Source organism: Aeromonas sp. 600282, assembly GCF_049175755.1.
In the GTDB taxonomy this organism is placed as follows: Bacteria; Pseudomonadota; Gammaproteobacteria; order Enterobacterales; family Aeromonadaceae; genus Aeromonas; species Aeromonas veronii_A.
On record NZ_JAAKVR010000002.1, the window covers coordinates 351,131 to 376,646 of the forward strand.

Genomic DNA, 25,516 nt, shown 5'->3' on the forward strand with positions numbered 1-25,516 from the left:
CATGAGCAAGAGATTGATCATCAACGCCGACGACTTCGGCCTCTGCCGCGCCCAGAACTACGGCATCGTAGAGGCGTTCGAGCACGGGGTCGTCAGCTCTACCAGCGCCATCGTCACCTCCCCCGCTATCGCACACGCCGCCTGGCTGGCCGAACGCTTCCCCGAATTGCCAGTCGGGCTGCACTTTATGCTCAGCTGGGGGAAGCCGCTCACGCCGCTCACCTCGCTGGTGAACGAGCAGGGCGAGCTCAACAAGGGGATCTGGCACAAGAGCGAGGCGGGAGAGCTGGATCTGGCCGAGATATCCGGTGAGCTGGCGAGTCAGTATCAGCGCTTTGTCGCGATTTTCGGCAAGCAGCCGACCCATATCGACAGCCACCACCATGTTCATATGTTGCCGACTATCTACCCGCTGGTGGAGGCTTTCGCCAAGGCGCATGGCCTGCCCCTTCGCATCGACCGGGACGAAATAGCCCGCCACGGCCTGACCGTCACCCATCCGCAAAGCTGCGATCGGTTCGACGACAGCTTCTACGGCGCGCAGCTGACCCAAGCCAGCCTGCTGCAACTGCTCGATGAGGCCAGTGAACAGGGGGCCCATTCGCTCGAGATCATGTGCCACCCTTCCTTTGTCGATCTTGAAATGCAGGGCAGCTCCTACTGCCAGCCCCGCCTCAACGAACTGGCGATCCTGACCGACCCGTCCCTGCCCGCCCTTATCGCCGAGCGCGGCTACCGCCTCGCCAGCTATCGGGAGTGGCAATAGCCGCAGGCCATCAGGTGGACCGGTAAAAACCGCAGATACAAAAAAGCCCAAGCGATTGAATCGCTTGAGCTTTCTCTTTGAATATGGCGGAGGAGGTGGGATTTGAACCCACGGATGGTCGCCCATCGCCGGTTTTCAAGACCGGTGCATTCAGCCGCTCTGCCACCCCTCCGAACGGCGTGCATACTACGCTAAGCCCTTGTTCATATGCAATACATATTTCCTGTGGGATAGTGTGCGGGAGCAAAATGGCAGGTGGCTTGAAATTGTTCCTCGTCATCCCTATTTGTTCTACATACAATGCGTAAACATGCAGTAACAAACAGCGATCACGAGGCAGCTGCTCGCCGTCTCACCCGGACATCAAGAGGACACCCAAGATGGATACCCGTTCTATCTACACCGGCACCCAAAGTGCCGTACGCGATACCAACAAGGTGCTGCGTAACACCTATATGCTGCTCTCCCTCACTCTGGGCTTCTCTGCCGTGGTGGCGGGGGTCGCTACCGTGATGAACATGCCGCCGCTGCACTGGGCCGTGTTCCTGATCGGTGTCTACGGTCTGATGTTCCTGACCGAGAAGAATCGCAACAACGGCATGGGGCTGGTCTTCACCTTCGCCCTGACCGGTCTGCTGGGCTATAGCCTGGGCCCCATCATCAACATGTACATGAACAATGGTGGTGGCGAGATCGTGATGACCGCCCTTGGCGGCACAGCGCTCACCTTCTTCGGTCTGTCGGCCTATGCCCTGACTACCAAGCGTGACCTCTCTTTCATCGGCGGCATGCTGTTCGTCGGTTTCTGGGTACTGCTGGTGGCCATGATTGCCAACATCTTCCTGCAGATGAGCGCCCTGAGCCTGGCTCTGTCCGCCATGTTCATGCTCTTCTCCTCCGGTGCCATCCTGCTGACTACCCAGCAGATCGTGCGCGGCGGCGAGACCAACTACATCTCTGCCACCGTCACCCTGTATGTCTCCATCTACAACATCTTCCTGAGCTTGCTGAGCCTGCTTGGCGGCAACCGTAACTAATCAGAAACCCCGCTTCGGCGGGGTTTTTATTGGCTCCTCTTTCTGTCAGGATAAGTTGTAAATCAAGGATATGAAGCGAAGTGGCCCTGATTTGGATCAGGGCCACTTCACGCTTGGCGGGTTACTATCTCGCTCTCGTTTCGATCAAGGGTTTCACCTGTCTCATGCCGATGGATCTCTCTGGCCTGCTGCGCCGACTGCTGATTGATAGTCACATCGATTTTGCTTCGCTCAAGGGTGGTGCCTAGCATGCCCATGGAATTCTCCGGTTTGTTACGCCGACTGCTGACCGATAGTCACATCTACTTCGCTCTCAAGGTGCTGCTGGCCATTCTCGGTCTGCTCGCCTTCACCCTGGCCACCGGCAATATCCAGCTCACCGTGCTGCTCTCCCTCGGGGTAGTGGCGGGCGCCATTGCCGAAACCGACGACAGCCTGTGGGGACGCCTTAAAAACCTCGCCATGACGCTGATTTGCTTCATGTTTGCGTCCCTGTGCGTGCAGTATCTCTACCCCACACCCTGGCTGTTTGCCATCGGGCTGGCCAGCTCCACCTTTATCTTTGTGATGGTGGGGGCCCTCGGTGCCCGCTACGCCACCATCAGCTTTGGCTCGCTGCTGATCGCCATCTACACCATGCTGGGGGCCGCCAAGGCGCCGGATCTCTTCTACCAGCCGCTGGCACTCGGCGCCGGCGCCCTCTGGTACGGGCTGGTCTCGTTTATCTGGCTCTGGCTGCTGCCCTACAAGACCCTGCACGAGCAACTGGCCCAGAGCTACTTCGCCCTTGGCCGCTACCTGCTGGAAAAGTCCCGCTTCTTCCCGGCGGACGAGCACGGCGCCCAGGCCATTCGCCACAATCTGGCCCAGCTCAACATCAATCTGGTGAGCGCGCTGACCCTCACCAAGTCGGCCCTCAACGCCCGCCTGAGCCGCCGCCATCCGGCGAGCCCCGAGCTGGCCAGCCTGCTGCGCCTCTATCTTCTGGCGCTGGAGATTCACGAGCGCGCCACCTCCAGCCACTATCCCTACAGCCGGTTGGAAGCGGAGCTCAAGCAAGGCATCGTACTGGAAGGATTTCAGGAGGTGTTCCTGCAACTCTCCGAGGCATGCCAGCGGCTGGGTTACGCCATTCTGGTGCACAAGCCCTACGCCCATAACAAGCGCATCCACTGGACGCTGGAGGCCCTAGGCGATCAGCTGGAGTTCACCAATCTCAAGCAGCACTACCCGAAAACCCTGCTGACGCCGATGAAATTCCTGCGCCGCAATCTGGCCAGCATCAACCAGTTGCTGGGCAGCGCCGAAGTGCTGCAAAACCCCGAGCAGCCGGAGCAGGATCTGCCAGCGCTGGCGCGCCCCCCCCGCCTGCCGCTGCTAGCCCAGCTCAAGCAGCACCTCACCTTGCACTCCATGGTGTTTCGCCACGCGCTGCGTTTGTCGCTCGGACTGGTGATCGGCTACGGCATACTGCAAACCTTTGATATGGATAAGGGCTACTGGATTTTGCTGACCGTGCTGTTTGTCTGCCAGCCCAGCTACAGCGCCACCCGCCGCCGACTGGTGCAGCGGATGCTCGGCACCTTCGCCGGCATACTGGTGGGCATTCCGGTGCTCTGGCTGTTTCCCGAGCTGCACGTCCAGCTGGTGGTGATGGGGCTGGCCGCTTTCCTCTTCTTTACCCAGGTGCGCAACAACTACAGCGCCGCGGTCTGCTTTATCACCCTCTACGTGCTGATGGCGTTCAATCTGCTTGATGGCATCGGCTTTGCCATTCTCGGGCCACGGCTGCTCGATACCCTGCTCGGCTGCCTGATCTCTTACGGGCTGGTGGCCTGGCTCTGGCCGGACTGGCAGTACAAGCGGCTGCCGACTCTTATCGCCAATTCGCTCTCGGCCAACGCCCGCTATCTCTCGGCGGTGCTGGCGAGCCTCAAGCAGCAGCGGGACGAGTCCATCGACTATCGGGTGGCGCGCAAGAGCGCCCATCTGGCGGACAGCGAGCTGGCCACCGCCTGGCAGAGCATGCTGGTGGAGCCACAAAAGCGCCGCCGCTTCCTCGATCTCTGCTTTACCCTCACCTGGCGCAACCACGCCCTGCTCTCCTACATCTCGGCGCTTGGAGCCCATCGCGACAAACTGGAGGCCATCAGCGGGCTGGATGAGGTGCGCCACCACATCTGCCACACCCTGGAGCAGGCCGCCGGCCATCTGGCGGGCAACCCATCCAGCTCTATCGGTGGTCAGTGCCCGGTGATAAGTCCGGACAGCAGCGAGGAGCAGCTGATGCTGACCCAGCAGCTCAACCTGATCAGCGAGCTGGCGGATCAGCTGCTGCATCTGGCCAACGAGAGCCGGTTGCTCACCGGGGATCAAGGCGCTACCATGCCCGCCCAATCCTGATAGCCCCATTAGCGAGGAGCCCTCATGTCTGCGTCCGAAAAACATCAGCTGGAATTCAACGGCCAACTCATCGAGACCGATGCCAAGGGCTACCTGCTCAACAGCAACGACTGGAGCGAGGAGCTGGCGCTGGTGCTGGCAGCGCAGGAGGGGATCACGCTTGAGGAGCCACACTGGGAAGTGGTGCGCTTTGTGCGCGCCTTCTATCTGGAGTTCAACACCTCCCCCGCCATCCGCGCGCTGGTCAAGGCGATGGAGAAGCAGTACGGCCCCGAGAAGGGCAACAGCCGCTACCTCTACAAGCTGTTCCCGGAAGGGCCCGCCAAGCAGGCAACCAAGATTGGCGGCCTGCCCAAGCCGGTGAAGTGCATCTGATCCCATGCATCTCATCCCATAACAACGGGGGGCCGCAACTGCGGCCCCCCGTTGTGTTTGGTGCGCTACCTTGGCACACCTCGTCTTCATATCTCTCAGGCTTCCAGCCAGCCTTATTCCCGCTTGTCAGCCAGCGCCACCAGCTGCTCCGCCAGCCGATGACCGTGCAGGTAGGAGGCGATCAGCTCGCTGTCGGCCTTGCCGATTTCAATCTGCTGATACCAGTGCTCCAGCATGGCGGCAAAGCCGCGCTGGGCCAGCACCGGCTGCCAGTCGTTGGGGCTAAGCATCTCGGCCTGCTTATCGCGGGCGATGATGCCGCGAGTGCAGTTCTCAAGGTGCAGGGAGAGGTTGTCGCCGTAGGCATCGATGCGCTCCTCGGTGATCCCGGCGCTGCGGTTCATGCTGCCGCTGATGGCACGATCGCCGCTCTGCCAGCTGACGCTTACCCCAGCCAGCAAGCTATTGTCCTTCGTATCAGGTCGCAATACCGCATGAAAGTCGCCGCCCGGCACGCCGCCATAGAAGCAGAGGCTGTCGAGCACATGGATAAAGTCGTCGAACAGGAAATCCCGCGCCTTGCCCGGCAGAGCGAAGCGGTGTTTTTGCCAGTTAAGCTCGGTGAGCGGCTGGGCACGGGCAGCATCCATGGCGGGCAGATAGCGGCGGTTAAAGCCGGTAAAGAGGGCGCAATCTTGCGCAATGGCGAGGTTGGCCAGTCCCTCGGCCTCGGCCAGATTGTCGCACAGGGGCTTATCGACAAAGGTAGGGATCCCTGCCCGCAGGCACTGCTCGACCAGCTCGCGGTGAACGGCGGTAGCGGCGTGGATCATCACGGCGTCGGGGCGACTGGCCAGCATGGCCGCCACATCGGTAAAGCACTCGGCGACCCGATACTGGCGGGCCAGCTTCTCCAGCACCGCCGGATTGCGGGTACAGAGCAGCGGGGTGACCCGCTCGTCACTCGCCAGCAGCGGCAGATAGGCTTTTTGGGCGATATCCCCCAGACCAATCATGGCAATGCGCATCTCAACTCCTTTTCACTCGATAACGGGACAAGCGGATAACTGCCCGCACCATCGCAGGATTTGTCCCGCAGATCCAGCCTGCCGTTAGCAAACTGGCTGGCGTACGCAGCCCTGTGCAAACGGCGACGTTATTTGGGCATGGCAAGATCGCAGACCGACTTGATCACCTCGGCCAGCCACTCGATGGCGAGGTTGCCCTGACTTTTACGGTGTCTGCCAACCACCACCTCGAACTGCTGCGGCGCCCCGGCCAGCTCCAGCATGCGAAAATCGCCGAGGGTGGCGATGGCCGACGGAATGCAGGCCGCCACGTCATTGACCGACATAAAGGCTTGCAGCGAGGTGTAACAGGGGAGCGTCGCCGAATCAAATTGGGACACCCACCTTTTTGAGCAAGCCACTATCAGGCTACTTGCAGGCCCAATAAGGGGTGTGTATCCGAGCTGATGCCTGCAAAAGTAGGCTGGTGGGAGAGATTGTCAGGTTTAGAAAGCAACAGCCCCTGCACAGCCATTTATTGGACTATGTGCAATACCCGGAGCTATCAGCAGGGTGGATGCAAAGCTATCACAGCCTTGGTTGATGGCATCGTCGCTGGCCACAGTGGCGGGCAAACTGCTGACATTGATATCTGTCTCCCACCACTCTGATCCCTTGTCGCCTGAACAGCGTCACCTGCTTCAACCAGCGAACAGCATCGAGTCCCAATCGTTCCAGAATGGGTCCAAATTGGGCCGGAATATGACCCCGCTTGTCGGGCCGAATAGCACGACCTGTCCAATCAACCAGCATCAGGTAGTCGCTGAAGGTATAAGGCAGCTCTTCAGGCTTACCCTGGCGGGCAAACGGCAGCAAAAGTGGTGGCAAAACCTCAGTAGTAGCAGGCGCGTCAAGGCGCTGTTTGATACTGGTGTATTCACTCTGCTCTGGCCGATCGGTCAACGCAGCTCGTATCGGATTGAGGTCAACATACGCCATACAGGCCAACAAGGCGGATTCGGTGAGCAAAGCCTGACTCTTGAAGCGCCCCTCCCAGAAATGGCCCTTGCAACCATCTTCCTGATTGGCCTGACGGGCCAGATTTTCATTGAGTAGCCGAATAAACCAACTTATGGAGTGAAGCCGCTCCCGCCATTGGGCCAGCAATTGCTGCACGACAGCCAGCTCAGGCTCGATCAACATCTCCCCCTGATACCAGCGCCTGACCAAATGCGGCCACTGGAATAGCGCCGCCCAGCGCTCAGCCACCTCCCGCTCACTCCAGTTGGCTGCGGTATCGGGCTCCACCTTGAGCACCAGATGATAATGATTGCTCATCACCGCATAAGCACAAATGCCAATTGCAAACAGCCGCGATAGTTGCCCCAACTTGTCGACCACCCACTGACGCCGATGCTCATAACTCTGGCCAGAATGGGCATCGTCACCACACAGAAAGGCTCGCCGCACACAGCGGCTGACCACATGGTAGTAAGGCGTATCCTGCAAGCTGATTTGACGTGAACGGGCAATGGTCATGGCACATCCCTCAACGGTGACCTCTTAAGTCAAGAACAGCCCTACGCCACTGTCAAAAAGGTGGGTGTCCCGAAAAAATGAAGTGCTCTATGTCGATGCCTGATACGGTTCAGGTGTGAACCGAATGCCTTTGTAATGCCTTGTCGATGTTTTTCCTCTTCCCCGAAAGCGCCAGCTCTCGGGGCTTTTTGCATCAACAAGGTGGGGGTTCCGAAAAAGAGATTCTCTCCCTTTGCTTACTGCTTTATCAGAAGTCATCAGCCTGTCATCTGGCTGACATCCAGCGGTCATTTTCAAGCCATAGAGTTTTTCACTTATTTTTCATATGGATAGATAAGGAACATCATGACTTTCCCGCGCTCTTCTTATGTGGCTTTGGCCGTCTCGCTGGTCTTGCTTGGTGGCTGCCAGTCAGAGAACGAATCGTCTGCCGACAGCCAGGGCAAAACGGCCTATCAATACAGCACCAAAGCGGTCTACAGCCCGCAGCAGCAGGCGGAGAGCTACGAGCCAGCACCTCAGGGGTTCAGCCCGGTCTTTACCGAGATGGTGGCGCGCCACGGCTCGCGCTCCCTCTCCAGCCCGAAATATGACGTGCTGACCAAGCTGGTCTGGGAAGAGGCGCAGCGTCAGGGGGCGCTCACCACTCTCGGGCAGGGGCTGGGAGGCAAGGTCGAGCTGGTGACGGCCGCCAACCAGAAGCTGGGCTACGGCCTGCTCTCGGCGCTGGGCAAGGAGGAGCACGCCAATCTCGCTACCCGGCTGGCGGCGCGGCTGCCGACCCTGCTCAACAGCAGCGAGCCCCACTGCATCAAGGTGGTCACCTCGGGCAAGGACAGGGCCAACGAAAGCGCCTTCTACTTTATGGAGAGCCTCAAGCGCAACGTGAGCTATGTCAGCGACTCGGCGCAGTGCTACCTCACGCAGGATGACCCCTCGAAGATCGACAAAAAGCTGGTCAACAAGTTCGAGCTCTACTTCCACAAGACCACCCCCGAGGGGGATTACGCCCGCTACCTGCCCGCCTATGAGAGCTACCAGCGCTTTATCGGCGACGAAGATGCCGGAATCGCCGCGGCCCCCGAGCTGGCCAGAGCGCTGGATCAGCTTAAAAACCTGAGCAAGACCAAAGAGATGGCCCGCAGCATGCTGGAGCGTATCTACAGCAAGGGCTTTGTCGACTATCTGGCGGGCGGCGTCGAGTTTGTCGCCGTCAACCCGGAAGATGGCGGCATGACCTATGTGCACGACGAGGTGGATGCCGCGCTGATGCTCTACAACCTCTTTATCATCGGCCCCGGCATGATCCGCGAAGCGCAGGCACAGGGCAGCGAACCCTGGGCGCTGGAGCAGTTCCTCACCCCGGAAGAGTCTGCCTGGTTCTCCTACCTCTCCGATGCGGAAGATTTCTACGAGAAGGGGCCGAGCTTTGCCAACCAGAGCGCCCCCTACGCCATTGCCCAGCCGCTGCTCGACGGCCTGTTTGGCGAGGTGCAACGTCAGGTAGTGGAGGGTGAGCAGAGCCGACGGGCCACCCTGCGCTTTGCCCACGCCGAAGCCATCATCCCCCTCGCCGCCCTGATGAAGCTGGAAGGGAGCCGTCAGGGGGCCAGCCCGGATCAGCTGTTCAGCCAGCAGAACAACGAGTGGCGCGGCGGCTGGGTCTCCCCCTATACCGCCAATATTCAGTGGGATATCTACCAGAACGGGCAGCGGCAGGTGCTGGTCAAGATGCTCTACAACGAAAAGGAGATCGCCTTTAAGACGGGCTGCCAGCCCTACCAGAGCGGCAGCCACTACTACGATTTCGAGGAGCTCAAACGCTGCTACGGCTATAACGGCTAACCCTTCACGCGCCGGATATGGCAATAACAAGGGGCGACCAGCAGGTCGCCCCTATTCACTCCCCTTCCATGCTTGCCAGAGATGAATATGGCTATAAAGCCGCCTTCCGGCTCCATTTGCTGATCAAGCGCAAAAAATGATTAATTTCTGATGGTTATATCACTTAAAGGCTCGCCTCGGCAGTTTCGTTTGGCTTACCATAGCCATCCAGAACCCGTTGAGCTGCGATGGGTTGCTGCCAGCGCGGATCAGGGGAGCATATTGGAAGCTGTAATCCACGGGCGGTAGCGTGGGATTTGGTGGCGTTACGCTTCACATTAAAAATGTAGATGTCCCAAATTTACCTTATTTTTCAAACTCTAATCAAAAGGTGAATAATGAATAAAATAATACTATCAACACTTCTTTTGTCTTTCTTTTCTCAAGCAAGCATTATTGATGAGCAAAATGAGTGGTATCTAGCAAAAAATGGTATGTATATAATTCGAGACTCCATAAATGATGGTCTTATCGCTACTTTGGAAAAGTCTCGTGATGGCATGTTAAATATTTACATTCAATATGTAGATATAGATGGTTGTAAAGATAAAAATGGAGTTTCTAGTTCCCATGACCCTCTATATATAAATGGTACGTTAGTGAAGTTTGCTCAAGCATGCAATAATGACTGGAGAACTTTTTATCCTATATCTATGGAAGGAACTAATCATATAATTAGGGAGTTTATGAGGAAAAGTAATGTTGAAGTGATGACGTATGATAAAAGCTTTAAAGCTTTATTTTCCGCAAAAGGGTTCACCAAAATTTATAACGAAAAACAGAAGGAAATTACAATAGAAAGAAATGCCATATAATTCAGGCTCATCTAAAAGCAATAATTTCCATTGTTTTGTCGAGAGTAATACATAGCTTATATGTTGATGTCGAAATTTTCAACACTAACAAGATTACATAATGCAATGATATAATTATTGCTATCACTAAATTGGAAAATATAATTTAAATTCAGTAGCTAGAAATTGGTTAACCTTAAGCCACCCCTAGTAAAATAAGCTCAACCGATTGTCTTCCTCAATAAAATTCAGTACACAAGAGAAATATACGACACTTAAATCTGCAGCTGTAAATATTAAGTGCATATGCGCATTATAAATATATTTATTTTCCGGAGCGCTAATGGATATTCCTGCCAGTAAAATACTTCCCATTGATAACCTAACTGAGTACAAAATTCATTTTGCAGTTTGGAATGGTGAAGAGCAACCATTGGATGTTTATGTTCGAGATCCAGATGAATGGAAGGGGTGGAATAGTTGGCGAGGTAGTCGAAATGACTTTAGTAGAAAATTCATATTCAGTTTGATTAGATATTATCATCAGTCAGATAAATGGCTCTTTGGTGGGATTTTTGAAGTAACTCATCGCGACTCTGAATCATATAAAGTTCAACTGTGTGACCTTCATAAAGAATACATTGGCCGTCTCCTTATTCATTATCCAGGTCCAGGTGTAAGAGGCAGAGCATTTTATCTAGAAAATCATTTCCATGAATTAACAGTATCACAATTGTTCGATAAGAAATTTGAAGGGGAAGCATTCTGTGGATACGAAAATATTGAGCATGGATTTTCGCAACTTGAACCTATATTCAAGCAAAATAAATCAGACTGGAAAGCTGCTCTTGAGAAGGTAAAAGGTGTTTATTTGATAGTAGATAAAAGTAATGGAAAAATGTACGTGGGTTCAGCTTATGGCGACACAGGTATTTGGTCAAGGTGGACTTCTTATATCAGTACAGGTCATGGAGGGAATGAGGAATTAACAAAACTTATTAATACCCATGGTGTCGAGCATGCACGTAAAAACTTCCAGTTTTCAATACTAGAATTTCGATCAATGAGAACAGACGACGAAACAATTAGAAATAGAGAGCAATACTGGAAAAGAGCACTGCAAACCAATACTTTTGGTTACAATAAAAACTAAACACCTAAGAAAAACATATGCATTTGGCCTCTGGCACTAATCTATAATATAAAAATCAAATCCCGAAATAGACAAAGGCGACCACCCGGTCGCCTTTATAATTTATATCGCTTTCCAGTCAGGAAAACTTACCGCGCCGGTCGCTTGGCACCATTGCCTTTGGCCGCAGGCTTGCCGCCTTGAGCTGCGGGTTTGACGCCCGGCTTGGCAGAGCCAGCGCGGGTCGGCGCCTTGCCCTTATGGGCGGGTTTTCCGGCAGGTTTGCTTTTACCCGCATTCTGGCCCGCACTCTTGCCTTCGCCCTGTGCGGCCGGTTTGCCATTAGCCGCGCCTTTTTGCAACTGGGAACCCACCGGCTTGCCGCCTGTCGGCTTGCTGCCCGCGCCATTGCCGCGCTGATGGGCAATGTTACTGTGGCGAGTCAGGGCCGGTTTCAGCCCCTTGCCGCTGGCGGCGCGCTCGTTACGTCCTTCTGGCGGCACCAGACAACCGGGGCCGTTGCCAATCAGGTGGCCCTTGCCCATGGCGAGCAGGGCTTCGCGGATCATCGGCCAGCCTGCGGGGTCGTGGTAGCGCAGCAGCGCCTTGTGCAGGCGGCGACGACGCTCGCCCTTGGCAACAAAGACATCGCCACCGGTGCGGCTCACCTTGTTTAACGGGTTTTTCTCCGTGTAATACATGGTGGTGGCGTTGGCGAGCGGCGACGGGTAGAAGTTCTGCACCTGATCGAGCTTGAAGCGGTTCTCTTTGACCCAGAGCGCCAGATTGATCATGTCTTCATCGGTGGTGCCCGGGTGGGCGGAGATGAAGTAGGGGATCAGGTACTGCTGCTTGCCCGCCTCTTTCGAGTATTTGTCGAACAGCTCCTTGAACTGGTAGTAGCTGCCCATGCCCGGCTTCATCATCTTGGAGAGCGGCCCCTCCTCGGTGTGTTCCGGCGCGATCTTGAGGTAGCCGCCGACGTGGTACTTGGCCAGCTCCTTGATATAGCGGGGATCTTCGACCGCAATGTCGTAACGCACGCCGGAGGCGATGAGGATCTTCTTGATCCCCTTGAGGTCGCGCGCCTTGCGATAGAGGTTGATGGTCGGGCTGTGGTCGGTGTCCATGTGCGGGCAGATGGTGGGCCAGACACAGGAGGCGCGACGGCAGGTCTGCTCGGCCTTGGGGCTCTTGCAACGCAGCTTGTACATGTTGGCGGTGGGGCCGCCGAGATCCGAGATGACGCCGGTAAAGCCCGGCACCTTGTCGCGGATATCTTCGATTTCCTTGAGGATCGACTCTTCCGAGCGGCTCTGGATGATGCGCCCTTCGTGCTCGGTGATGGAGCAGAAGGAACAGCCGCCAAAGCAGCCGCGCATGATGTTGACCGAGGTCTTGATCATCTCGAAGGCGGGGATCTTCTCATTGCCATAGGCCGGGTGCGGCACCCGCTGGTAGGGCAGGCCGAAGACGCCGTCCATCTCCTCGGTTTCCAGCGGGAAGGCGGGCGGGTTGACCCAGACGATGCGATCGCCGTGAGCCTGTGACAGGGCGCGGGCACAGCCGGGGTTGGTCTCGTGGTGCAGAATGCGCGAGGCGTGGGCGTAGAGCACCTTGTCCTCTTTCACCCGCTCGAACGCCGGCAGCTTCACATAGGTTTTTTCCCACGGCTTGGGCTTGGGCGGCTGCACCAGCACAGGCTGGGCTTCCTGCGCGGCAGGTGCCGCGTCGGTGGCGTCATCCGAGCATGGGGCCCCTTCCATATAGGGGTTCATGATGGGATCGATGCGGCCAATCTGGTCGAGCTTGCTCGAATCCACCCCTTTCCAGCCCGGCAGCGGCTCCTTGCGGATGACGGCGGTGCCGCGAATATCCTGCATGGTGTCGATGGTCTCCCCCGCCGCGATGCGGTGAGCCACCTCCACCAGCGGCCGCTCGGCGTTGCCGTAAATCAGGATATCGGCCTTGGCATCGAGCAGGATGGAGCGGCGGATGGTCTCGGACCAGTAGTCGTAGTGGGCGATGCGGCGCAGGGATGCCTCGATGCCGCCGATAACGACGGGCACCTCCTTGAAGGCCTCCTTGCAGCGCTGGGTATAGACCAGAGTGGCGCGATCCGGCCGCTTGCCCCCCACATCCCCCGGAGTGTAGGCGTCGTCGTGGCGCAGCTTCTTGTCGGAGGTGTAGCGGTTGATCATGGAGTCCATGTTGCCCGCGGTCACCCCGAAGAAGAGGTTCGGTTTGCCCAGACGCATAAAGTCATCCTTCGATGACCAGTCCGGCTGGGCGATGATGCCGACCCGAAAGCCCTGCGCTTCGAGCATGCGGCCGATGACCGCCATGCCGAAGCTCGGGTGATCCACGTAGGCATCCCCCGTCACCAGAATGACGTCGCAGCTGTCCCAACCGAGCTTGTCCATCTCTTTGCGGGACATGGGCAGGAAGGGCGCCGTGCCGTAGCACTCGGCCCAATAGCGGGGATAGGAGAAAAGGTTGGGTACCGGCTGCATTTTGAACACCTGGAAAAATTCGGGTCGCGCATTATACCGGTTGCAGCCAAGGGGGGCGATGGCTTTTTGTCCCCAGCATTCGCGCGGGAAAAGGCGCTTTGCCATCCAACACCCGCATCACGCCACCACAAACAAGCACGCCCGCAGGATGAGTGCGGGCGATCTTTGACTGCAACTGCCGCACGGTGAGCCGGGCCAATGCGGGGGGCTCACCGCCTGAATGGTTACTGACTCAGATCCTTGTCGATCCAGTATTTGGAGCCGGAGATGTTGGCATCGAACAGCAATCCCTTCTCGCCGATCTGGTAGATGGCCATGCCGCCGTTGTATTTGGCGGTCAGCTCGGCGCTCTCCTTGCCAGCTACCACGCCCACTTCTGAGGTGGCCTCCCAACCCTGGGTCACGAAGGCATCGAATCTGGCTTTGTCTTCAAACAGGATCACCTGCTGATAGAACTTGCCACCGATACCGGCCGCCAGCCCCGCGCCAAACATCTTCATATAGGTGTGTTTGCCACTCTTGCGATTGATGGCCACCCCGGCGCCCTGATTGGTATGCAGCATCAGGGAGAACTTGCGCGAATCGAATACTGCGTAGCCATACGCCTTGTCAAACAGCAACTTGGCTGAAGGCTGTTCATTGAACAGCCGCACCAGTGCCGTGTCGGCCATGGTGTTGAGCGCCACCCGCGCCTCCTGCGGGGTTTTGGGCTCCAGCATTTCGTCGAGCTTCTTGTCGGCTACCTTCAGCCACTCCTTGCCAGTGGCGATGCTCTTGTCGGTCCAGACCCCGGCGGTATTGAACGCCTCTTCACCCCAGGCAGAGATGGAGGCCCAGCTCTTTTTGGAGAAGTCGCTGACATCCTGCCATACCTCCTTGCTAGTCTCACTCACGGCGGTGCCGAGATCGGCGGCGGCAGCCTTCAGTTTCTCCCAGTCGGCATGGCTGGGTGACACCACCAACGTCAGTGACAGGGCCAGCAACCAGTTACGTTTGTTCATTTTTTCACTCCCGTATTGTCGAGTGTCTGGGTTACCCGGTGCGATCCCCTACAACAGGCTACCCGGTGAAAATCACTCCCGCATTATCGGAAGGGGAATCGGGTTAAGCAATCATTGAGTCCTGTTTATCCCGCCAAAGCGCGACAGCCGTTAATAAAAAGGCTGCTCATCAGAGAGGAGCAGCCTTGTTGAACACTGTGAAACCGGACGGGCTTATTCGACCATCATCACCTTGCAGGTGTTGGTACTGCCGACGGTTTCCATCTTGTCACCGTGGGTCAGCAGTACCATATCGCCGCTTTGCAGCAGCCCCTTCTCCTTGAGCACGGCCAGCGCGTCGCGGCACACTTCGTAGACCGGTTTGGTCTCGTCACCGTCGAACAGCACCGGGGTCACACCACGGTAGAGGTTGGCCCAGGCCAGGGTCTTGTTGTGGGGGGACATGGCGAAGATCGGCAGACCGGAGCTGATACGGGACATCAGCAGCGGAGTAGTGCCCGATTCGGTCAGCGCCACGATCGCCTTGACCCCTTCCAGGTGGTTGGCTGCGTACATGGTGGACATGGCGACCGCCTCTTCAACCGAGGTGAAGGTGTAGCTCATGCGGTGGTTGGAGACGTTCAGGCTCGGGTGCTTTTCGGCACCGACACAGACGCTCGCCATGGAGGTGACCGTTTCGATGGGGAACTGACCGGCAGCGGTTTCGGCAGAGAGCATCACCGCATCGGTACCATCCAGCACGGCGTTGGCGACGTCCATCACTTCGGCACGAGTCGGCAGCGGCGCATTGATCATCGATTCCATCATCTGGGTAGCGGTGATCACCACACGGTTGAGACGACGGGAGTGACGGATCAGCTTCTTCTGTACACCAACCAGCTCGGGGTCACCGATCTCGACGCCCAGATCGCCACGGGCAACCATAACGGCATCAGAGCCGAGGATGATATCTTCCATCGCTTCGTCAGTGGCGACGGTCTCAGCGCGCTCGACCTTGGCCACGATCTTGGCATTGGAGCCAGCTTCGCGAGCCAGTTCGCGGGCGTAACGCAGATCATCACCGCAGCGCGGGAAGGAGACGGCCAGATAATCCACGTTCATCAGCGCGGCTGTCTTGATATCTTCCTTGTCTTTCTCGGTCAGGGCTGGCGCGGAGAGACCGCCCCCTTTCTTGTTGATGCCCTTGTTATTGGAGAGCGGGCCAGCCACGGTGACAGTGGTCAGAATACGTGTGCCTTCGACGCTCTCTACTTTCAGCTGCACACGGCCATCATCCAGCAACAGGATATCGCCCGGCACTACATCGTTTGGCAGGCTCTTGTAGTCGATACCAACCTGCTCCTGACAGCCTTCACCCTTGCCCAGGGCTGCATCCAGCACGAACTTGTCACCGATGGCGAGATAGATCTTGCCATCCTTGAAGGTGGATACACGGATTTTCGGGCCTTGCAGGTCACCCATGATGGCAACGTGGCGGCCGAGCTTGGCAGCAATGTCACGCACCTGATTGGCGCGCTGGATATGATCTTCAGGAGTGCCGTGAGAGAAGTTCATCCGCACCATGTCGGCACCAGCGCGGATAATCCCTTCGAGGATCCCTTCGCGGTCGGTGGCCGGACCAAGTGTGGTTACAATCTTTGTACGTCTAGGCATGAAAGACTCCAATATGAAGTTGAGATAACTTGAGATTCTGCCCCATCAAACCGATGGCTCGATGCACCCGCTTGCAAACCATCCGGGTGGTTTTTGTTATTAAGTTACAATACCACATCAAGACTACACCAAGGAGGGTGGCATAGACAGTCGGGGGCCAAAGCCCCCGACGATTCAGGAAGAGTGTGGTGTTTCAAAGCGGGATTCGCGCAATCCCTCTTTTACCTTCTTCAGGTTTTCACGAAATTTCATCCCCCGGCGCAGGGTAAATCCGGTTGCCAGCACATCCACCAGCGCCAGCTGCGCGATGCGGGAAGCCATCGGCATGTAGACATCGGTATCTTCCGGCACATCCATGGAGAGCACCAGGTTGCACTCGCGCGCCAGTGGGGAATCCTTGGCGGTCATGCCGATGACGGTGGCGTCGTTCTCGCGCGCCAGCGCGGCGATCTCGACCAGCGCCTTGGTGCGGCCGGTATGGGAGATCAGCACCACCACATCCCCTTCGCTGCTGTTGATGCAGCTCATGCGCATCATGACGATATCGTCAAAGCTCACCACCGGGATATTGAAGCGGAAGAACTTGTTCTGGGCATCGCGGGCAACGGCTGAGGAGGCGCCAAGACCAAAGAAGCTGATCTTCTTGGACTGGGTCAGGATATCGACACAGCGGTTGATGGCCGAGATATCCAGGCTGTTCTTGGCGGCATCCAGACAAGCCATGGTGGATTCGAAGATTTTGGCCGTGTAGGTATCGGGGCCGTCTTCTGCTTCCACATGACGATTGACGTAAGGAGTGCCATTGGCCAGGCTCTGGGCCAGATGGAGTTTGAAATCGGGGAAGCCTTTGGTATCGAGGCGACGGCAAAAACGGTTGACGGTCGGTTCACTGACGTCGGCCATTTTGGCCAGGGCGGCGATGCTGGAGTGGATGGCGGTCTGGGGAGACGCCAGGATCACCTCGGCAACCTTGCGTTCTGATTTACTGAAACTTTCCAGGTTGTTCGTAATTTTATCAAGGGTATTCATCATCACCACCAGACGTTTTTGTAATTTAGCTTCAGTGTCTTTGCACTAAATCTACGGCTAAGCAGGTTTCCAATCAAGCTGATGACTATACAAGACAAGCGGTTATCGCAACTAACGCCTGCCGTACAAAGTATGACTCATCTCTAATTATTTCGTACTTTTCGTTACAAAACGTCACCTCGCTGTGAAACCGCTTACAAATGTTGCAAAGCAACAACACTGTGAGCAGGCGCACGTTTGTATCGATCCGGCGGGTGAGTGAGCCTGAGCTCGGATAGAATGGGCCGTCATAATCCAACAATAATGTCGGGACACCACAGTCGTCCCCATCCTGTAACGAAGGAGTTGTTATGCAGCATACCCATGCGCTGGTCGGCGATGTCGGCGGTACCAATGCGCGTCTGGCCCTGTGTGAGCTGGCCACCGGTACTATCTCTCAGGCAAAGACCTACTCAGGTCTGGCCCATCCCAGCCTTGAAGCCGTGGTTCGCCTCTATCTGGAGGAACACAAGGTCGAGGTGGCTGAAGCCTGCATCGCCATCGCCTGCCCCATAAATGGTGACTGGGTCGCCATGACCAACCACAGCTGGGAGTTCTCCATCAGCGAGATGCAGAACAATCTCGGGCTGGCACGCCTGCAAGTAATCAACGACTTTACCGCGGTCTCGATGGCGGTACCGGTATTGGCCGAATCGGATCGCATCCAGCTGGGCGGCGCCGCACCGGTGGCTGGCAAACCCATCGCCATCTATGGAGCGGGCACCGGCCTTGGGGTTGCGCATCTGGTCAAGGCGGGCGATCAGTGGTTGAGCCTGCCGGGCGAAGGGGGTCATGTGGATTTTGCCGCCAACACCGAAGAGGAAGATGCGGTGCTGCAGGTGATGCGTGGCGAACTGGGCCATGTCTCGGCCGAGCGTTTCTTATCCGGCCCGGGCCTGGTCAATCTCTATCGCGGGCTGGTGAAATCCGATGGTCGTGAGCCGGAGCCGTTCGCCCCTAAAGACATTACCGAACGTGCGCTGGCGGGCGAGTGTCTGGATTGCCGCCGCACCCTGAGCCTGTTCTGCGTGCTGATGGGCCGCTTTGCCGGCAACCTGGCGCTCAATATGGGCACCTTTGGCGGCGTCTATATCGCAGGTGGGATAGTGCCGCGCTTCCAGGAGTTCTTCACCAGTTCCGGTTTCCGGGTTGCCTTTGAAGACAAGGGCCGTTTCAAATCCTACCTCAAGGATATTCCGGTATTCCTGATCACCCATGAAGGGCCTGGCCTGCTCGGTGCTGGCGCTTACCTGCGCCAGTCGATGGGGATTACCATCTGATTGGAAGGTGGAGTGAAGCTGGAACATCCGTGGTTCAGCATCGATTCAGTGTGGATGGCATATAGTAGCAGCACGTAACCAAGAGGGCCGCACTTCACAAGGAGTGGAAAGCGACTCTCATCCGCTGGATACGTTTGTCACCTGACAAGCCTGAACTGTTTCAACCGGCCTTCTGGCCGGTTTTTTTTATCTCTGAGATCGGACACTACTGGGCCAGCGCCTTCAACTGTGTCTTGTCGGGCGGGTTGTTCCAGTCGATGGGGCCGTGGGTAAAGCGGTACTGCAGCCGTGGCAGGCTGGTCTCCAGCCACTCTTCCCTAAAGTAGGCATACCCCTGATTCCAGTCAGGATCATTGGCCCAACCGGTTTGCAGGAAGTAGAGGCGAGTGCCCTGCCCTTCCGGCACAAAGCGCAGACAAACCTGAGTCTTCTGCTGACGAATATGGGGCAGACTGGGCGGAAAATTCCAGCTAAAGCTGAGCAAATCATAGGGCATGACGGCCATGACCCTGCACCCTTCACTGCCCCGTTCACCCAGTGGAGCATCCGGCCTGAAGTAGATTTCGAAGGGGCCATTCGGTTCGGCTACCATCAAACACTCGGGAGCCAGAAAACTGCGCAGACCACTCTCTGTCGTCCAGGCGTGCCACACGTCATCGATATGAGCCGGAACAAAAATGTTGCCTTCAATCTGTTTATTGTCCATAAATCAACAATCCTCACGCCATCCATACAGGGGACTTCGGCAGTATAGCCCCATGACAAATGTATTGGACAGCCCTTAATCACACCCTTGTCATTTGCCCCAGATAACCTTGCCCGCGTGCAACAGGGAACAGTGACCGCCCTTGGGAGAGCATGATGATCAGGCGCATGGAAGAACGTGATATCACCCCGCTGGCCAAGCTGTTTTTACAAGGCCGCAGACAAACCTTTCACTGGGTAGACCCCTCCCTGTTTCACCTGGATGACTTTATCGAGCAGACCCGGGGAGAAGAGATATGGGTGGCTGAGCGAGGGGGGACGCTCTGCGGATTTATCGCCGTATGGCAACCCGATCACTTTGTGCATCATTTGTACGTTGCGAGCGACTGGCATGGTCAGGGGATTGGGCGAGCGCTGCTCGAACATGGTCTGGCAAATAATCCCCGCACGGCATCACTCAAGGTGGCAACCCGCAATACGGCGGCCGTGGCCTTCTATCATCGGCTTGGCTGGCAGCATGGCGACGAGACCGGGTACTGCGAGCTCACCGGTCCCTGGTGCAAGCTTTGTCGTGAGTAGACAACAGCTCTCCAGACTGTCATGCATGGGCCCGTAAAGGGAAAATATCGATCCGGGATTGCATGGCAGAATATGAGAACACCACGACCCCCGTTGCGCGCGTGATCGCGACCACCGCTCGCACCGAGGATCCCACGCAGGGCGTATGTGCTCTCTAGACCCGAAACAGCTTGAGCAGGGTATCGAGCTGACCGGAGAGCTGGCGCAAATCGCTGCTGGCTTCAGCCACTTGCACCACCCTGGCCGCGCTCTCGCTATTGAGGGTGGCAATCCGGTTCACGCTATGGCTCACCGCCTCTGCTACCGAGTGTTGCTCTTCCGAGGCTTGGGCAATATACATGTTCATCTCGCGGATCAGACTGACCTGGTTTTTAATTTTCTCCACCGATACCTGTACATCGGCGGCTTCGGCGCCCGCACGAGAGGCCTGCTCCTGGCTCAACTGCATCCCGGCACCGACATTCTGGGTCGCCTGTTGCAGCCGTTTGATGCTGGCACTGATCTCTTCGGTCGACTGACGAGTGCGCCCCGAGAGGGTTCGCACTTCATCGGCCACCACCGCAAAACCGCGCCCCTGATCCCCAGCCCTCGCCGCCTCGATGGCGGCATTGAGCGCCAGCAGATTGGTCTGCTCGGCAATACCATTGATCACTTCGATAATATTGCCGATGCTGCTGCTCTCGGTAGAGAGGGAGCGCATCAGCCCCGCCACCCGTTCCACCTCTCCCACCAGCTGGTGAATCGCCTGATTGGCATGACCGGCCAGATTGTAGCCCTGTTCGACATAAAGGTTGGCCTCATCGGTCGCCGTAGCAGTCTTCACTGCATTACCTGCCACCTCCTGCACCGCCTGGCTCATCTCGGTAATGGCAGTCGCGACCTGATCCAGCTCCAGTTGCTGGGCATCACTGGCGCCCCGAGTATCCGCCGCAAGGGTGTCACAACGTTCCGCGGTCTGCAGCACGCCAGCAGAGAGCTCGTTGATTTCGGCCACCATCTCCTGAAGCTTGGCAATAAAGTGATTGATGTTGGTGGCCAGCGCGCCCATCTCATCCTGACGGAGGATCTTGAGACGCCGGGTCAGATCCCCCTCTCCCCTGGCCAAATCGAACACCGCCAGATTCATCTGATGAAGTGGTCTCAGCACATTGCGATGAATGAGTACCATCAACAAGGCAATGATACAGATATCAAGTACCAGGATCTGCCAGACAGTGGTGATCAACTGCTGGCGCAAGTTGGCCTGAATGGCCGCATCACTGGTTTCGACCAGCAATCTGGCCACGGTATTTTTCTGGCCGCTGTCGTCGTAGACCAGATCATACCCCCCATAGGCCACCGTATCGGCGGGTATGGCCGTTACAGGGGAAATAGTGCCCGCTGCATCGCGGGCAAACCCGGCCACCAGCTTCTCCTTGTTGACCACCAGCAGTGTGCTGAGCATATCGGCCGCCAGCTCGGATTTGAGCGATGCCTCGATAAAGGCCGACTCATAATTCCACAAAGGGCCAGGCAAGGAGAGCTGCAGTCGCTTGATCGCCTGCTCGACCAGCTGAGCCTGTTTGCTGTAGCTCTCTTCCCTCACCGAGCTGTAGTTATAACCACCAAACAGTACCAGTAGCAGACTCACCGAGAGGGAAGTCAGTACGGCAATCCTGAACTTCAGACTTTTCCAATCCATGACTTCCTCCCGGTATTAACGGCAGCAGGAACAGTACAACTTACTGGTACTTGGCGTTGATTTTCTCGATGGTGCCGTCGGCTTTCATGGCTGCCAGAACCTCGTTGAGCTTGTTGATGAGTTCATCGGGCGTATCCTTGTTAAACGCCAAACTCATCTGGGTTTCCTTGAACACGAAGACCGGCTTGGGTGAGGCCACCTTCTCCTTGCTGGCCAGATAGGGCGCCAGATACTGGCCGGTTGCCCAGAGATCGATACGACCGGCCTCCAGTTTTTTCACGTTGGCGGTGTCATTGGCTGCCAGCTGCAACTTGGCAAATCCCTGTGCCTTAAGATACTCGGCTGCCGCATCACCGTTGTAGCCCCCCACCGAATACTGCTTGGCCTCTTCCAGTGAAGAGACTGTGATATTGGCCGTCGAGCTGGAGAAGAACACCCAGTTGTTATTGACCAGCGGCCCCACCCATTTGAACAGCGCCTCACGCTCCGGGGTACGAGTCGTGGAGTAGAGTGCGGTGTTGGGAGTGCTGAGGGTATCTTCATACGCCCGCTTCCAGGGCATCAGGGTCAGCTTGTATTCGACGCCGGCACGCTTGAGCAGCTCTTCGACCACCTCGGTCGATAGCCCGACAATCTTGCCCCCCTCCCCCTGCATGTTGAACGGAGGGTAATCCTCGGTCATCACGTTCAGTGGCGCAGCCTGAACTGCGCTTATCGCCATCATGGAAGAGACTGAAAAAATTGCACTTTTCCACAGCAGTTGATAGTTCATTGCAACCTCGCTTTGCTTGCCATTCATCCCTGAACATCCGCCGTTACCGATGGCGGTGCACATCTGACCCGCTGGGGTCATGCCGGCTTTCACGGCTCGCCGCCCACCCATGTGCAGCAGCAAACAGATCCGGATTTTGCCAGTGCGCAACGAAACGCAATCGGCGGGGGAGGCTCACGACAAATCGAGGTGGAAACATGCCAGGGCAGCATGAGGGGAGTGTGGAGGGGGCGGATAAACCTCTGCCATACAACAGCGCTGTGGCGAAGCAGAAGCGCATCGTTTAATGACCAGGGTCTGGGAGAGAAATGATAGAAAACGCCAACATCCATTTTCCCATACTGCTCGAGGAGACCTCAGAGCCAAACCTGTCCTTTAGCTAAGGTCACGAAAAGAGATACGTCAAATGAGAGTGCTAACCCCCTCATCTACTTCCAAATTAGATTCCAGATGAGCTCCGCAGAGCCGAAAAGTGGCGCGAGAGAACCGAAACAGAGAAGACCACCGCGAGGTGGCCTTCTACAAGTTAACGATGAACGTCTGGCGATACTCAATCCTTGGCGGCGTCCATCACACCTTCTTCGGAGTGCGCAGGCAGGATCAGGTTGAGCAGGATGGCGGCAACGGAGGCCAGGCCAACACCGGCCAGCGCGAAGTCGCCAATCTTCATCTCCAGCGCACCGACACCGACAGTAAGAGTCACGGCGACGATGGCGATATTGCGCGACAGTCCCAGATCCACCTTGGATTCCACCAGCGTCTTGAGACCGATGGCAGCGATGGATCCGAACAGCAGCAGCATGATACCGCCCATCACCGGCATCGGGATGGAGGTGAGCAACGCATTGAACTTGCCGAAGAAGGCCAGAATGATGGCAAACACCGCAGCCCAGGTCATGGTGACCGGATTGAAGTTGCGAGTGATCATCACGGCACCGGTCACTTCGGCGTAGGTGGTCACGGGTGGGCCACCGATGAAACCGGCGAAGCAGACTCCGATACCGTCACCGGCCAGCGTACGATGCAAACCCGGATCCTTGGTGTAATCCTTGCCAGTCACGCCACCAATCGCCAACACGCCACCGATATGCTCGATACAGGGGGCGATGGCTACCGGCAACATGAACAACGCAGCAGCCCAGTTGATCTCCGGGGTTTCGAAGTGGGGCAGCGCCAGCCAGGGGGCGTTCACCATGCCATCGAAACTCACCTGGCCCATGAACACCGCCGAGACATAACCGGCAATCACACCGCACAGGATGGGGATCAGCTTGATCCACCCCTTGCAGAACACAGCTGCAATCAGGGTGACCGCCAGCGAGATACCGGCCAGCGTCAGCGCAGTCCCCGCAGGAACCACCTGCTCACCACCGGCGCGGCCCATCGCCATGTTGCAGGCAACCTGCGCCACAGAAAGACCGATCACCATGATCACCGGGCCAATCACCACCGGGGGCAGCAATTTGTGCACAAAACCCATCCCTTTTGCCCGGATCAGCGCAGCCAGAATGAAATACATGAAACCGGCGGCAAACAGGCCAAACATGGTGGATGGCAATCCCCAAGTCTGGGTGGCGTAGATGATGGGAGCGATAAAGGCAAAGCTGGAACCGAGGAAAATCGGGACCTGGCGGCGGGTGCAGAGCTGGAACAACAGGGTGCCCACACCGGCGCCAAGCAGGGCCATGGAGGGGTTCAGTCCGGTGAGCAGGGGCACCAGAACCATGGCACCGAAGGCGACAAACAGGATTTGCAGCCCGGCGACACTTTGCTTGACTAAGGAAAACATGGATGTCCTTAATTTTTTGATAACTGATGGGGATATTTATCACTTTTCAGTCATCACAAGACTTTTTCAAGGCACAAAATGAACACAAATGCGTCACCTGTTACCTTTTACTGCTTGGGAAGGGCATGAAACTGGCTTTTTAGGCGGGATTCGTTGCTACAAGCATCGAGTATGCGATTTTACGCATTATTGTGACGAACGCCAATCGTTTTTCCATCATGTTTATTGTGTTCATAGTCAAAAATGCCGCCGCTTGGGGGCGCTCTATACTGGATCCTGTGAATCAAGATGGACAAGGAGTCCCCATGTCACAGCCCTCATTCAAGGCCAGCCAGCGCAGATTGCTTATTGGCTCGGCCATCGCACTCGCCCTGTTTGCGAACCCGTTCAGTTATGATTTCGCCCACAATGAGTGGCAAATGAATCAGGCCTATGCCAAGTCCTGCTTTATCGCCGGCACTCGCATCACGATGGCCGATGGCTCCACCCGCCCCATAGAGACGCTCAGGGTCGGTGAACGAGTGCTGGATCAACACGGCGGCAGTAACCGGATCCTGGCGGTCGAACGGGTCATACTGGGCAAACGCAGACTCTACGGGATCAATGATCTGCCCCCGTTCTTTACCGCAGAACACCCTCTGCTGACCACGCGGGGCTGGGCAGCCATCTCACCGGCCATGACACGAACCGAAAACCCGCAACTGGCAGTGCTGCCGCTATTTACAGGCATGCAGATAATGTGTCGCCCGGCACCTGTCATGGTGACGGGCAACCTGGCCCTGCAATCCCAGCCGGAATTACTGCTGGTTGAGTCACTCTGCTGGATCGAGGCGCCTCCCACTACCGCACTCTTCAATCTGCTGCTCGATGGCAGCCATAGCTACATCGCCAATGAGCTGATCGTTCACAACAAAGATGGCGATGGTGGCAGTGGGGGCAGCAGTGGTGGGGGCAGCAGCAGTGGTGGTGGCAACAGCGGCGGAGGCAGCAACAGCGGCGGAGGCAGCAACAGCGGCGGAGGCAGCAACAGCGGCGGTGGCAGCAACAGCGGCGGAGGCAGCAACAGCGGCGGAGGCAGCAACAACGGCGGAGGCAGCAACAACGGCGGAGGCAGCGACAGCGGCGGTGGCAGCGATGGGGGCAGCGATGACAGTGGCGGCCAAGGCGAGCATGCCGGCGGAGAGCAGCATGGTGGAGGTGAACGGCATGCTGGTGGAGAAAAACATGCAGGGGGAGAACGCCATGGGGGTGGCCGCGGGTTTGGCAATGGCGTTGATGACAACGGTGTGGATGCCGTCGATGCCAACGGCAACAAGCTCAGAGGCGATGGCACCATCGATGACAACGGCGTAGATGCCGTCGATGCCAACGGCAACAAGCTCAGGGGGGATGGAACCATCGATGACAACGGTGTGGATGCTGTCGATGCCAACGGCAACAAACTAAGAGGTGATGGCACGGTCGATGACAACGGTGTGGATGCTGTCGATGCCAACGGCAACAAACTAAGAGGTGATGGCACGGTCGATGACAACGGT

Annotated in this window: 20 protein-coding genes, 1 tRNA gene and 1 pseudogene; 10 read left to right on the top strand and 12 right to left on the bottom strand. The window is 56.9% G+C overall.

What is annotated here, in order from left to right; translation table 11 throughout:
* Position 1 precedes the first annotated feature (1 nt).
* Positions 2 to 766: a chitin disaccharide deacetylase gene (gene chbG / locus G5137_RS04295; RefSeq protein ID WP_421254988.1), complete on the top strand. Its 765-nt coding sequence runs from the start codon at positions 2 to 4 to the stop codon at positions 764 to 766.
* An 84-nt stretch (positions 767 to 850) separates the two neighbouring features.
* On the opposite strand, the gene G5137_RS04300 is transcribed toward chbG, so the two are convergent.
* A tRNA-Ser gene (locus G5137_RS04300) sits at positions 851 to 938 on the bottom strand.
* Positions 939 to 1,146: 208 nt separating this feature from the next.
* On the opposite strand from G5137_RS04300, the gene G5137_RS04305 reads away from it, so the two are divergent.
* The 3 genes from G5137_RS04305 (at position 1,147) to G5137_RS04315 (ending at position 4,581) form a co-directional block, all read left to right on the top strand.
* Positions 1,147 to 1,803: a Bax inhibitor-1/YccA family protein gene (locus tag G5137_RS04305; RefSeq protein WP_005338308.1), complete on the top strand. Its 657-nt coding sequence runs from the start codon at positions 1,147 to 1,149 to the stop codon at positions 1,801 to 1,803.
* A gap of 249 nt (positions 1,804 to 2,052) precedes the next feature.
* A complete protein-coding gene (gene yccS, locus G5137_RS04310) occupies positions 2,053 to 4,206 on the top strand; it encodes a YccS family putative transporter (protein ID WP_100646502.1) in 2,154 nt (717 codons plus the stop codon).
* 24 nt (positions 4,207 to 4,230) lie between these two features.
* Positions 4,231 to 4,581: a TusE/DsrC/DsvC family sulfur relay protein gene (locus tag G5137_RS04315; RefSeq protein WP_019446869.1), complete on the top strand. Its 351-nt coding sequence runs from the start codon at positions 4,231 to 4,233 to the stop codon at positions 4,579 to 4,581.
* Positions 4,582 to 4,694: 113 nt separating this feature from the next.
* Here the strand turns inward: G5137_RS04315 and G5137_RS04320 are convergent, their stop codons facing one another.
* The 3 genes from G5137_RS04320 to G5137_RS04330 all read right to left on the bottom strand — a co-directional run bounded on the left by G5137_RS04320 (position 4,695) and on the right by G5137_RS04330 (position 7,127).
* Entirely contained in the window at positions 4,695 to 5,609 is a 915-nt protein-coding gene (locus G5137_RS04320; RefSeq protein WP_421254989.1) for a Gfo/Idh/MocA family protein, read from the bottom strand.
* A gap of 128 nt (positions 5,610 to 5,737) precedes the next feature.
* Entirely contained in the window at positions 5,738 to 5,989 is a 252-nt protein-coding gene (locus G5137_RS04325) for a hypothetical protein (protein ID WP_227342210.1), read from the bottom strand.
* Positions 5,990 to 6,176: 187 nt separating this feature from the next.
* On the bottom strand, positions 6,177 to 7,127 hold the full coding sequence (locus G5137_RS04330; RefSeq protein ID WP_421244320.1) for a transposase: 951 nt from the start codon (positions 7,125 to 7,127) through the stop codon (positions 6,177 to 6,179).
* 345 nt (positions 7,128 to 7,472) lie between these two features.
* Here G5137_RS04330 and G5137_RS04335 point away from each other — a divergent pair, with 345 nt between their 5' ends.
* The 3 genes from G5137_RS04335 (at position 7,473) to G5137_RS04345 (ending at position 10,958) form a co-directional block, all read left to right on the top strand.
* Complete coding sequence (locus G5137_RS04335) at positions 7,473 to 8,972, top strand: histidine-type phosphatase (protein ID WP_421254990.1); 1,500 nt, start codon at positions 7,473 to 7,475, stop codon at positions 8,970 to 8,972.
* Between the two features lie 377 nt (positions 8,973 to 9,349).
* Positions 9,350 to 9,826, top strand: coding sequence for a hypothetical protein (locus tag G5137_RS04340; RefSeq protein WP_236301740.1), 477 nt, complete (start codon positions 9,350 to 9,352; stop codon positions 9,824 to 9,826).
* Between the two features lie 322 nt (positions 9,827 to 10,148).
* Positions 10,149 to 10,958 (top strand): GIY-YIG nuclease family protein, encoded by an 810-nt coding sequence (locus tag G5137_RS04345; RefSeq protein ID WP_421254991.1) that lies wholly within the window; start codon positions 10,149 to 10,151, stop codon positions 10,956 to 10,958.
* 128 nt (positions 10,959 to 11,086) lie between these two features.
* Here G5137_RS04345 and G5137_RS04350 read toward each other — a convergent pair whose 3' ends face one another.
* The 4 genes from G5137_RS04350 to G5137_RS04365 form a co-directional block, all read right to left on the bottom strand.
* Positions 11,087 to 13,450 (bottom strand): YgiQ family radical SAM protein, encoded by a 2,364-nt coding sequence (locus G5137_RS04350; RefSeq protein ID WP_421254992.1) that lies wholly within the window; start codon positions 13,448 to 13,450, stop codon positions 11,087 to 11,089.
* Positions 13,451 to 13,674: 224 nt separating this feature from the next.
* Entirely contained in the window at positions 13,675 to 14,451 is a 777-nt protein-coding gene (befA, locus tag G5137_RS04355; RefSeq protein WP_323912847.1) for a beta cell expansion factor BefA, read from the bottom strand.
* A gap of 213 nt (positions 14,452 to 14,664) precedes the next feature.
* The gene (gene pyk / locus G5137_RS04360; protein ID WP_216953140.1) at positions 14,665 to 16,104 is read right to left on the bottom strand and encodes a pyruvate kinase; all 1,440 of its coding nucleotides are present in this window, start codon (positions 16,102 to 16,104) and stop codon (positions 14,665 to 14,667) included.
* A 174-nt stretch (positions 16,105 to 16,278) separates the two neighbouring features.
* Positions 16,279 to 17,136, bottom strand: coding sequence for a MurR/RpiR family transcriptional regulator (locus G5137_RS04365; RefSeq protein WP_005347620.1), 858 nt, complete (start codon positions 17,134 to 17,136; stop codon positions 16,279 to 16,281).
* 344 nt (positions 17,137 to 17,480) lie between these two features.
* Between G5137_RS04365 and glk the strand changes: the two are divergent.
* A pseudogene (gene glk / locus G5137_RS04370) lies at positions 17,481 to 18,452 on the top strand (glucokinase); the annotation flags it as partial.
* Positions 18,453 to 18,657: 205 nt separating this feature from the next.
* Here the strand turns inward: glk and G5137_RS04375 are convergent.
* Complete coding sequence (locus tag G5137_RS04375; RefSeq protein ID WP_005347626.1) at positions 18,658 to 19,158, bottom strand: SRPBCC family protein; 501 nt, start codon at positions 19,156 to 19,158, stop codon at positions 18,658 to 18,660.
* Between the two features lie 155 nt (positions 19,159 to 19,313).
* Between G5137_RS04375 and G5137_RS04380 the strand changes: the two genes are divergently transcribed.
* Positions 19,314 to 19,736, top strand: coding sequence for a GNAT family N-acetyltransferase (locus G5137_RS04380; protein ID WP_266134392.1), 423 nt, complete (start codon positions 19,314 to 19,316; stop codon positions 19,734 to 19,736).
* A 154-nt stretch (positions 19,737 to 19,890) separates the two neighbouring features.
* On the opposite strand, the gene G5137_RS04385 is transcribed toward G5137_RS04380, so the two are convergent.
* From G5137_RS04385 to G5137_RS04395, 3 genes are all read right to left on the bottom strand, one after another.
* Positions 19,891 to 21,417, bottom strand: coding sequence for a methyl-accepting chemotaxis protein (locus tag G5137_RS04385; RefSeq protein ID WP_421254993.1), 1,527 nt, complete (start codon positions 21,415 to 21,417; stop codon positions 19,891 to 19,893).
* 40 nt (positions 21,418 to 21,457) lie between these two features.
* The gene (locus G5137_RS04390; RefSeq protein ID WP_227342193.1) at positions 21,458 to 22,189 is read right to left on the bottom strand and encodes a substrate-binding periplasmic protein; all 732 of its coding nucleotides are present in this window, start codon (positions 22,187 to 22,189) and stop codon (positions 21,458 to 21,460) included.
* Positions 22,190 to 22,739: 550 nt separating this feature from the next.
* On the bottom strand, positions 22,740 to 23,978 hold the full coding sequence (locus tag G5137_RS04395) for a uracil-xanthine permease family protein (protein ID WP_005347636.1): 1,239 nt from the start codon (positions 23,976 to 23,978) through the stop codon (positions 22,740 to 22,742).
* A gap of 305 nt (positions 23,979 to 24,283) precedes the next feature.
* Between G5137_RS04395 and G5137_RS04400 the strand changes: the two genes are divergently transcribed.
* A partial coding sequence (locus G5137_RS04400) for a hypothetical protein (RefSeq protein WP_421254994.1) occupies positions 24,284 to 25,516 on the top strand: 1,233 nt, incomplete at its 3' end.

Excerpts from the sequence above, each read along its gene's own strand:
- G5137_RS04340 (WP_236301740.1), top strand. The coding sequence starts at position 9,350 with ATGAATAAAATAATACTATCAACACTTCTTTTGTCTTTCTTTTCTCAA.
- yccS (WP_100646502.1), top strand. The coding sequence starts at position 2,053 with ATGCCCATGGAATTCTCCGGTTTGTTACGCCGACTGCTGACCGATAGT.
- G5137_RS04375 (WP_005347626.1), bottom strand. The coding sequence starts at position 19,158 with ATGGACAATAAACAGATTGAAGGCAACATTTTTGTTCCGGCTCATATC.
- G5137_RS04380 (WP_266134392.1), top strand. The coding sequence starts at position 19,314 with ATGATCAGGCGCATGGAAGAACGTGATATCACCCCGCTGGCCAAGCTG.
- G5137_RS04350 (WP_421254992.1), bottom strand. The coding sequence starts at position 13,450 with ATGCAGCCGGTACCCAACCTTTTCTCCTATCCCCGCTATTGGGCCGAG.
- G5137_RS04335 (WP_421254990.1), top strand. The coding sequence starts at position 7,473 with ATGACTTTCCCGCGCTCTTCTTATGTGGCTTTGGCCGTCTCGCTGGTC.
- G5137_RS04345 (WP_421254991.1), top strand. The coding sequence starts at position 10,149 with ATGGATATTCCTGCCAGTAAAATACTTCCCATTGATAACCTAACTGAG.
- G5137_RS04315 (WP_019446869.1), top strand. The coding sequence starts at position 4,231 with ATGTCTGCGTCCGAAAAACATCAGCTGGAATTCAACGGCCAACTCATC.
- G5137_RS04330 (WP_421244320.1), bottom strand. The coding sequence starts at position 7,127 with ATGACCATTGCCCGTTCACGTCAAATCAGCTTGCAGGATACGCCTTAC.
- befA (WP_323912847.1), bottom strand. The coding sequence starts at position 14,451 with ATGAACAAACGTAACTGGTTGCTGGCCCTGTCACTGACGTTGGTGGTG.
- G5137_RS04365 (WP_005347620.1), bottom strand. The coding sequence starts at position 17,136 with ATGATGAATACCCTTGATAAAATTACGAACAACCTGGAAAGTTTCAGT.
- chbG (WP_421254988.1), top strand. The coding sequence starts at position 2 with ATGAGCAAGAGATTGATCATCAACGCCGACGACTTCGGCCTCTGCCGC.
- G5137_RS04305 (WP_005338308.1), top strand. The coding sequence starts at position 1,147 with ATGGATACCCGTTCTATCTACACCGGCACCCAAAGTGCCGTACGCGAT.
- G5137_RS04320 (WP_421254989.1), bottom strand. The coding sequence starts at position 5,609 with ATGCGCATTGCCATGATTGGTCTGGGGGATATCGCCCAAAAAGCCTAT.
- G5137_RS04390 (WP_227342193.1), bottom strand. The coding sequence starts at position 22,189 with ATGAACTATCAACTGCTGTGGAAAAGTGCAATTTTTTCAGTCTCTTCC.
- G5137_RS04395 (WP_005347636.1), bottom strand. The coding sequence starts at position 23,978 with ATGTTTTCCTTAGTCAAGCAAAGTGTCGCCGGGCTGCAAATCCTGTTT.
- pyk (WP_216953140.1), bottom strand. The coding sequence starts at position 16,104 with ATGCCTAGACGTACAAAGATTGTAACCACACTTGGTCCGGCCACCGAC.
- G5137_RS04385 (WP_421254993.1), bottom strand. The coding sequence starts at position 21,417 with ATGGATTGGAAAAGTCTGAAGTTCAGGATTGCCGTACTGACTTCCCTC.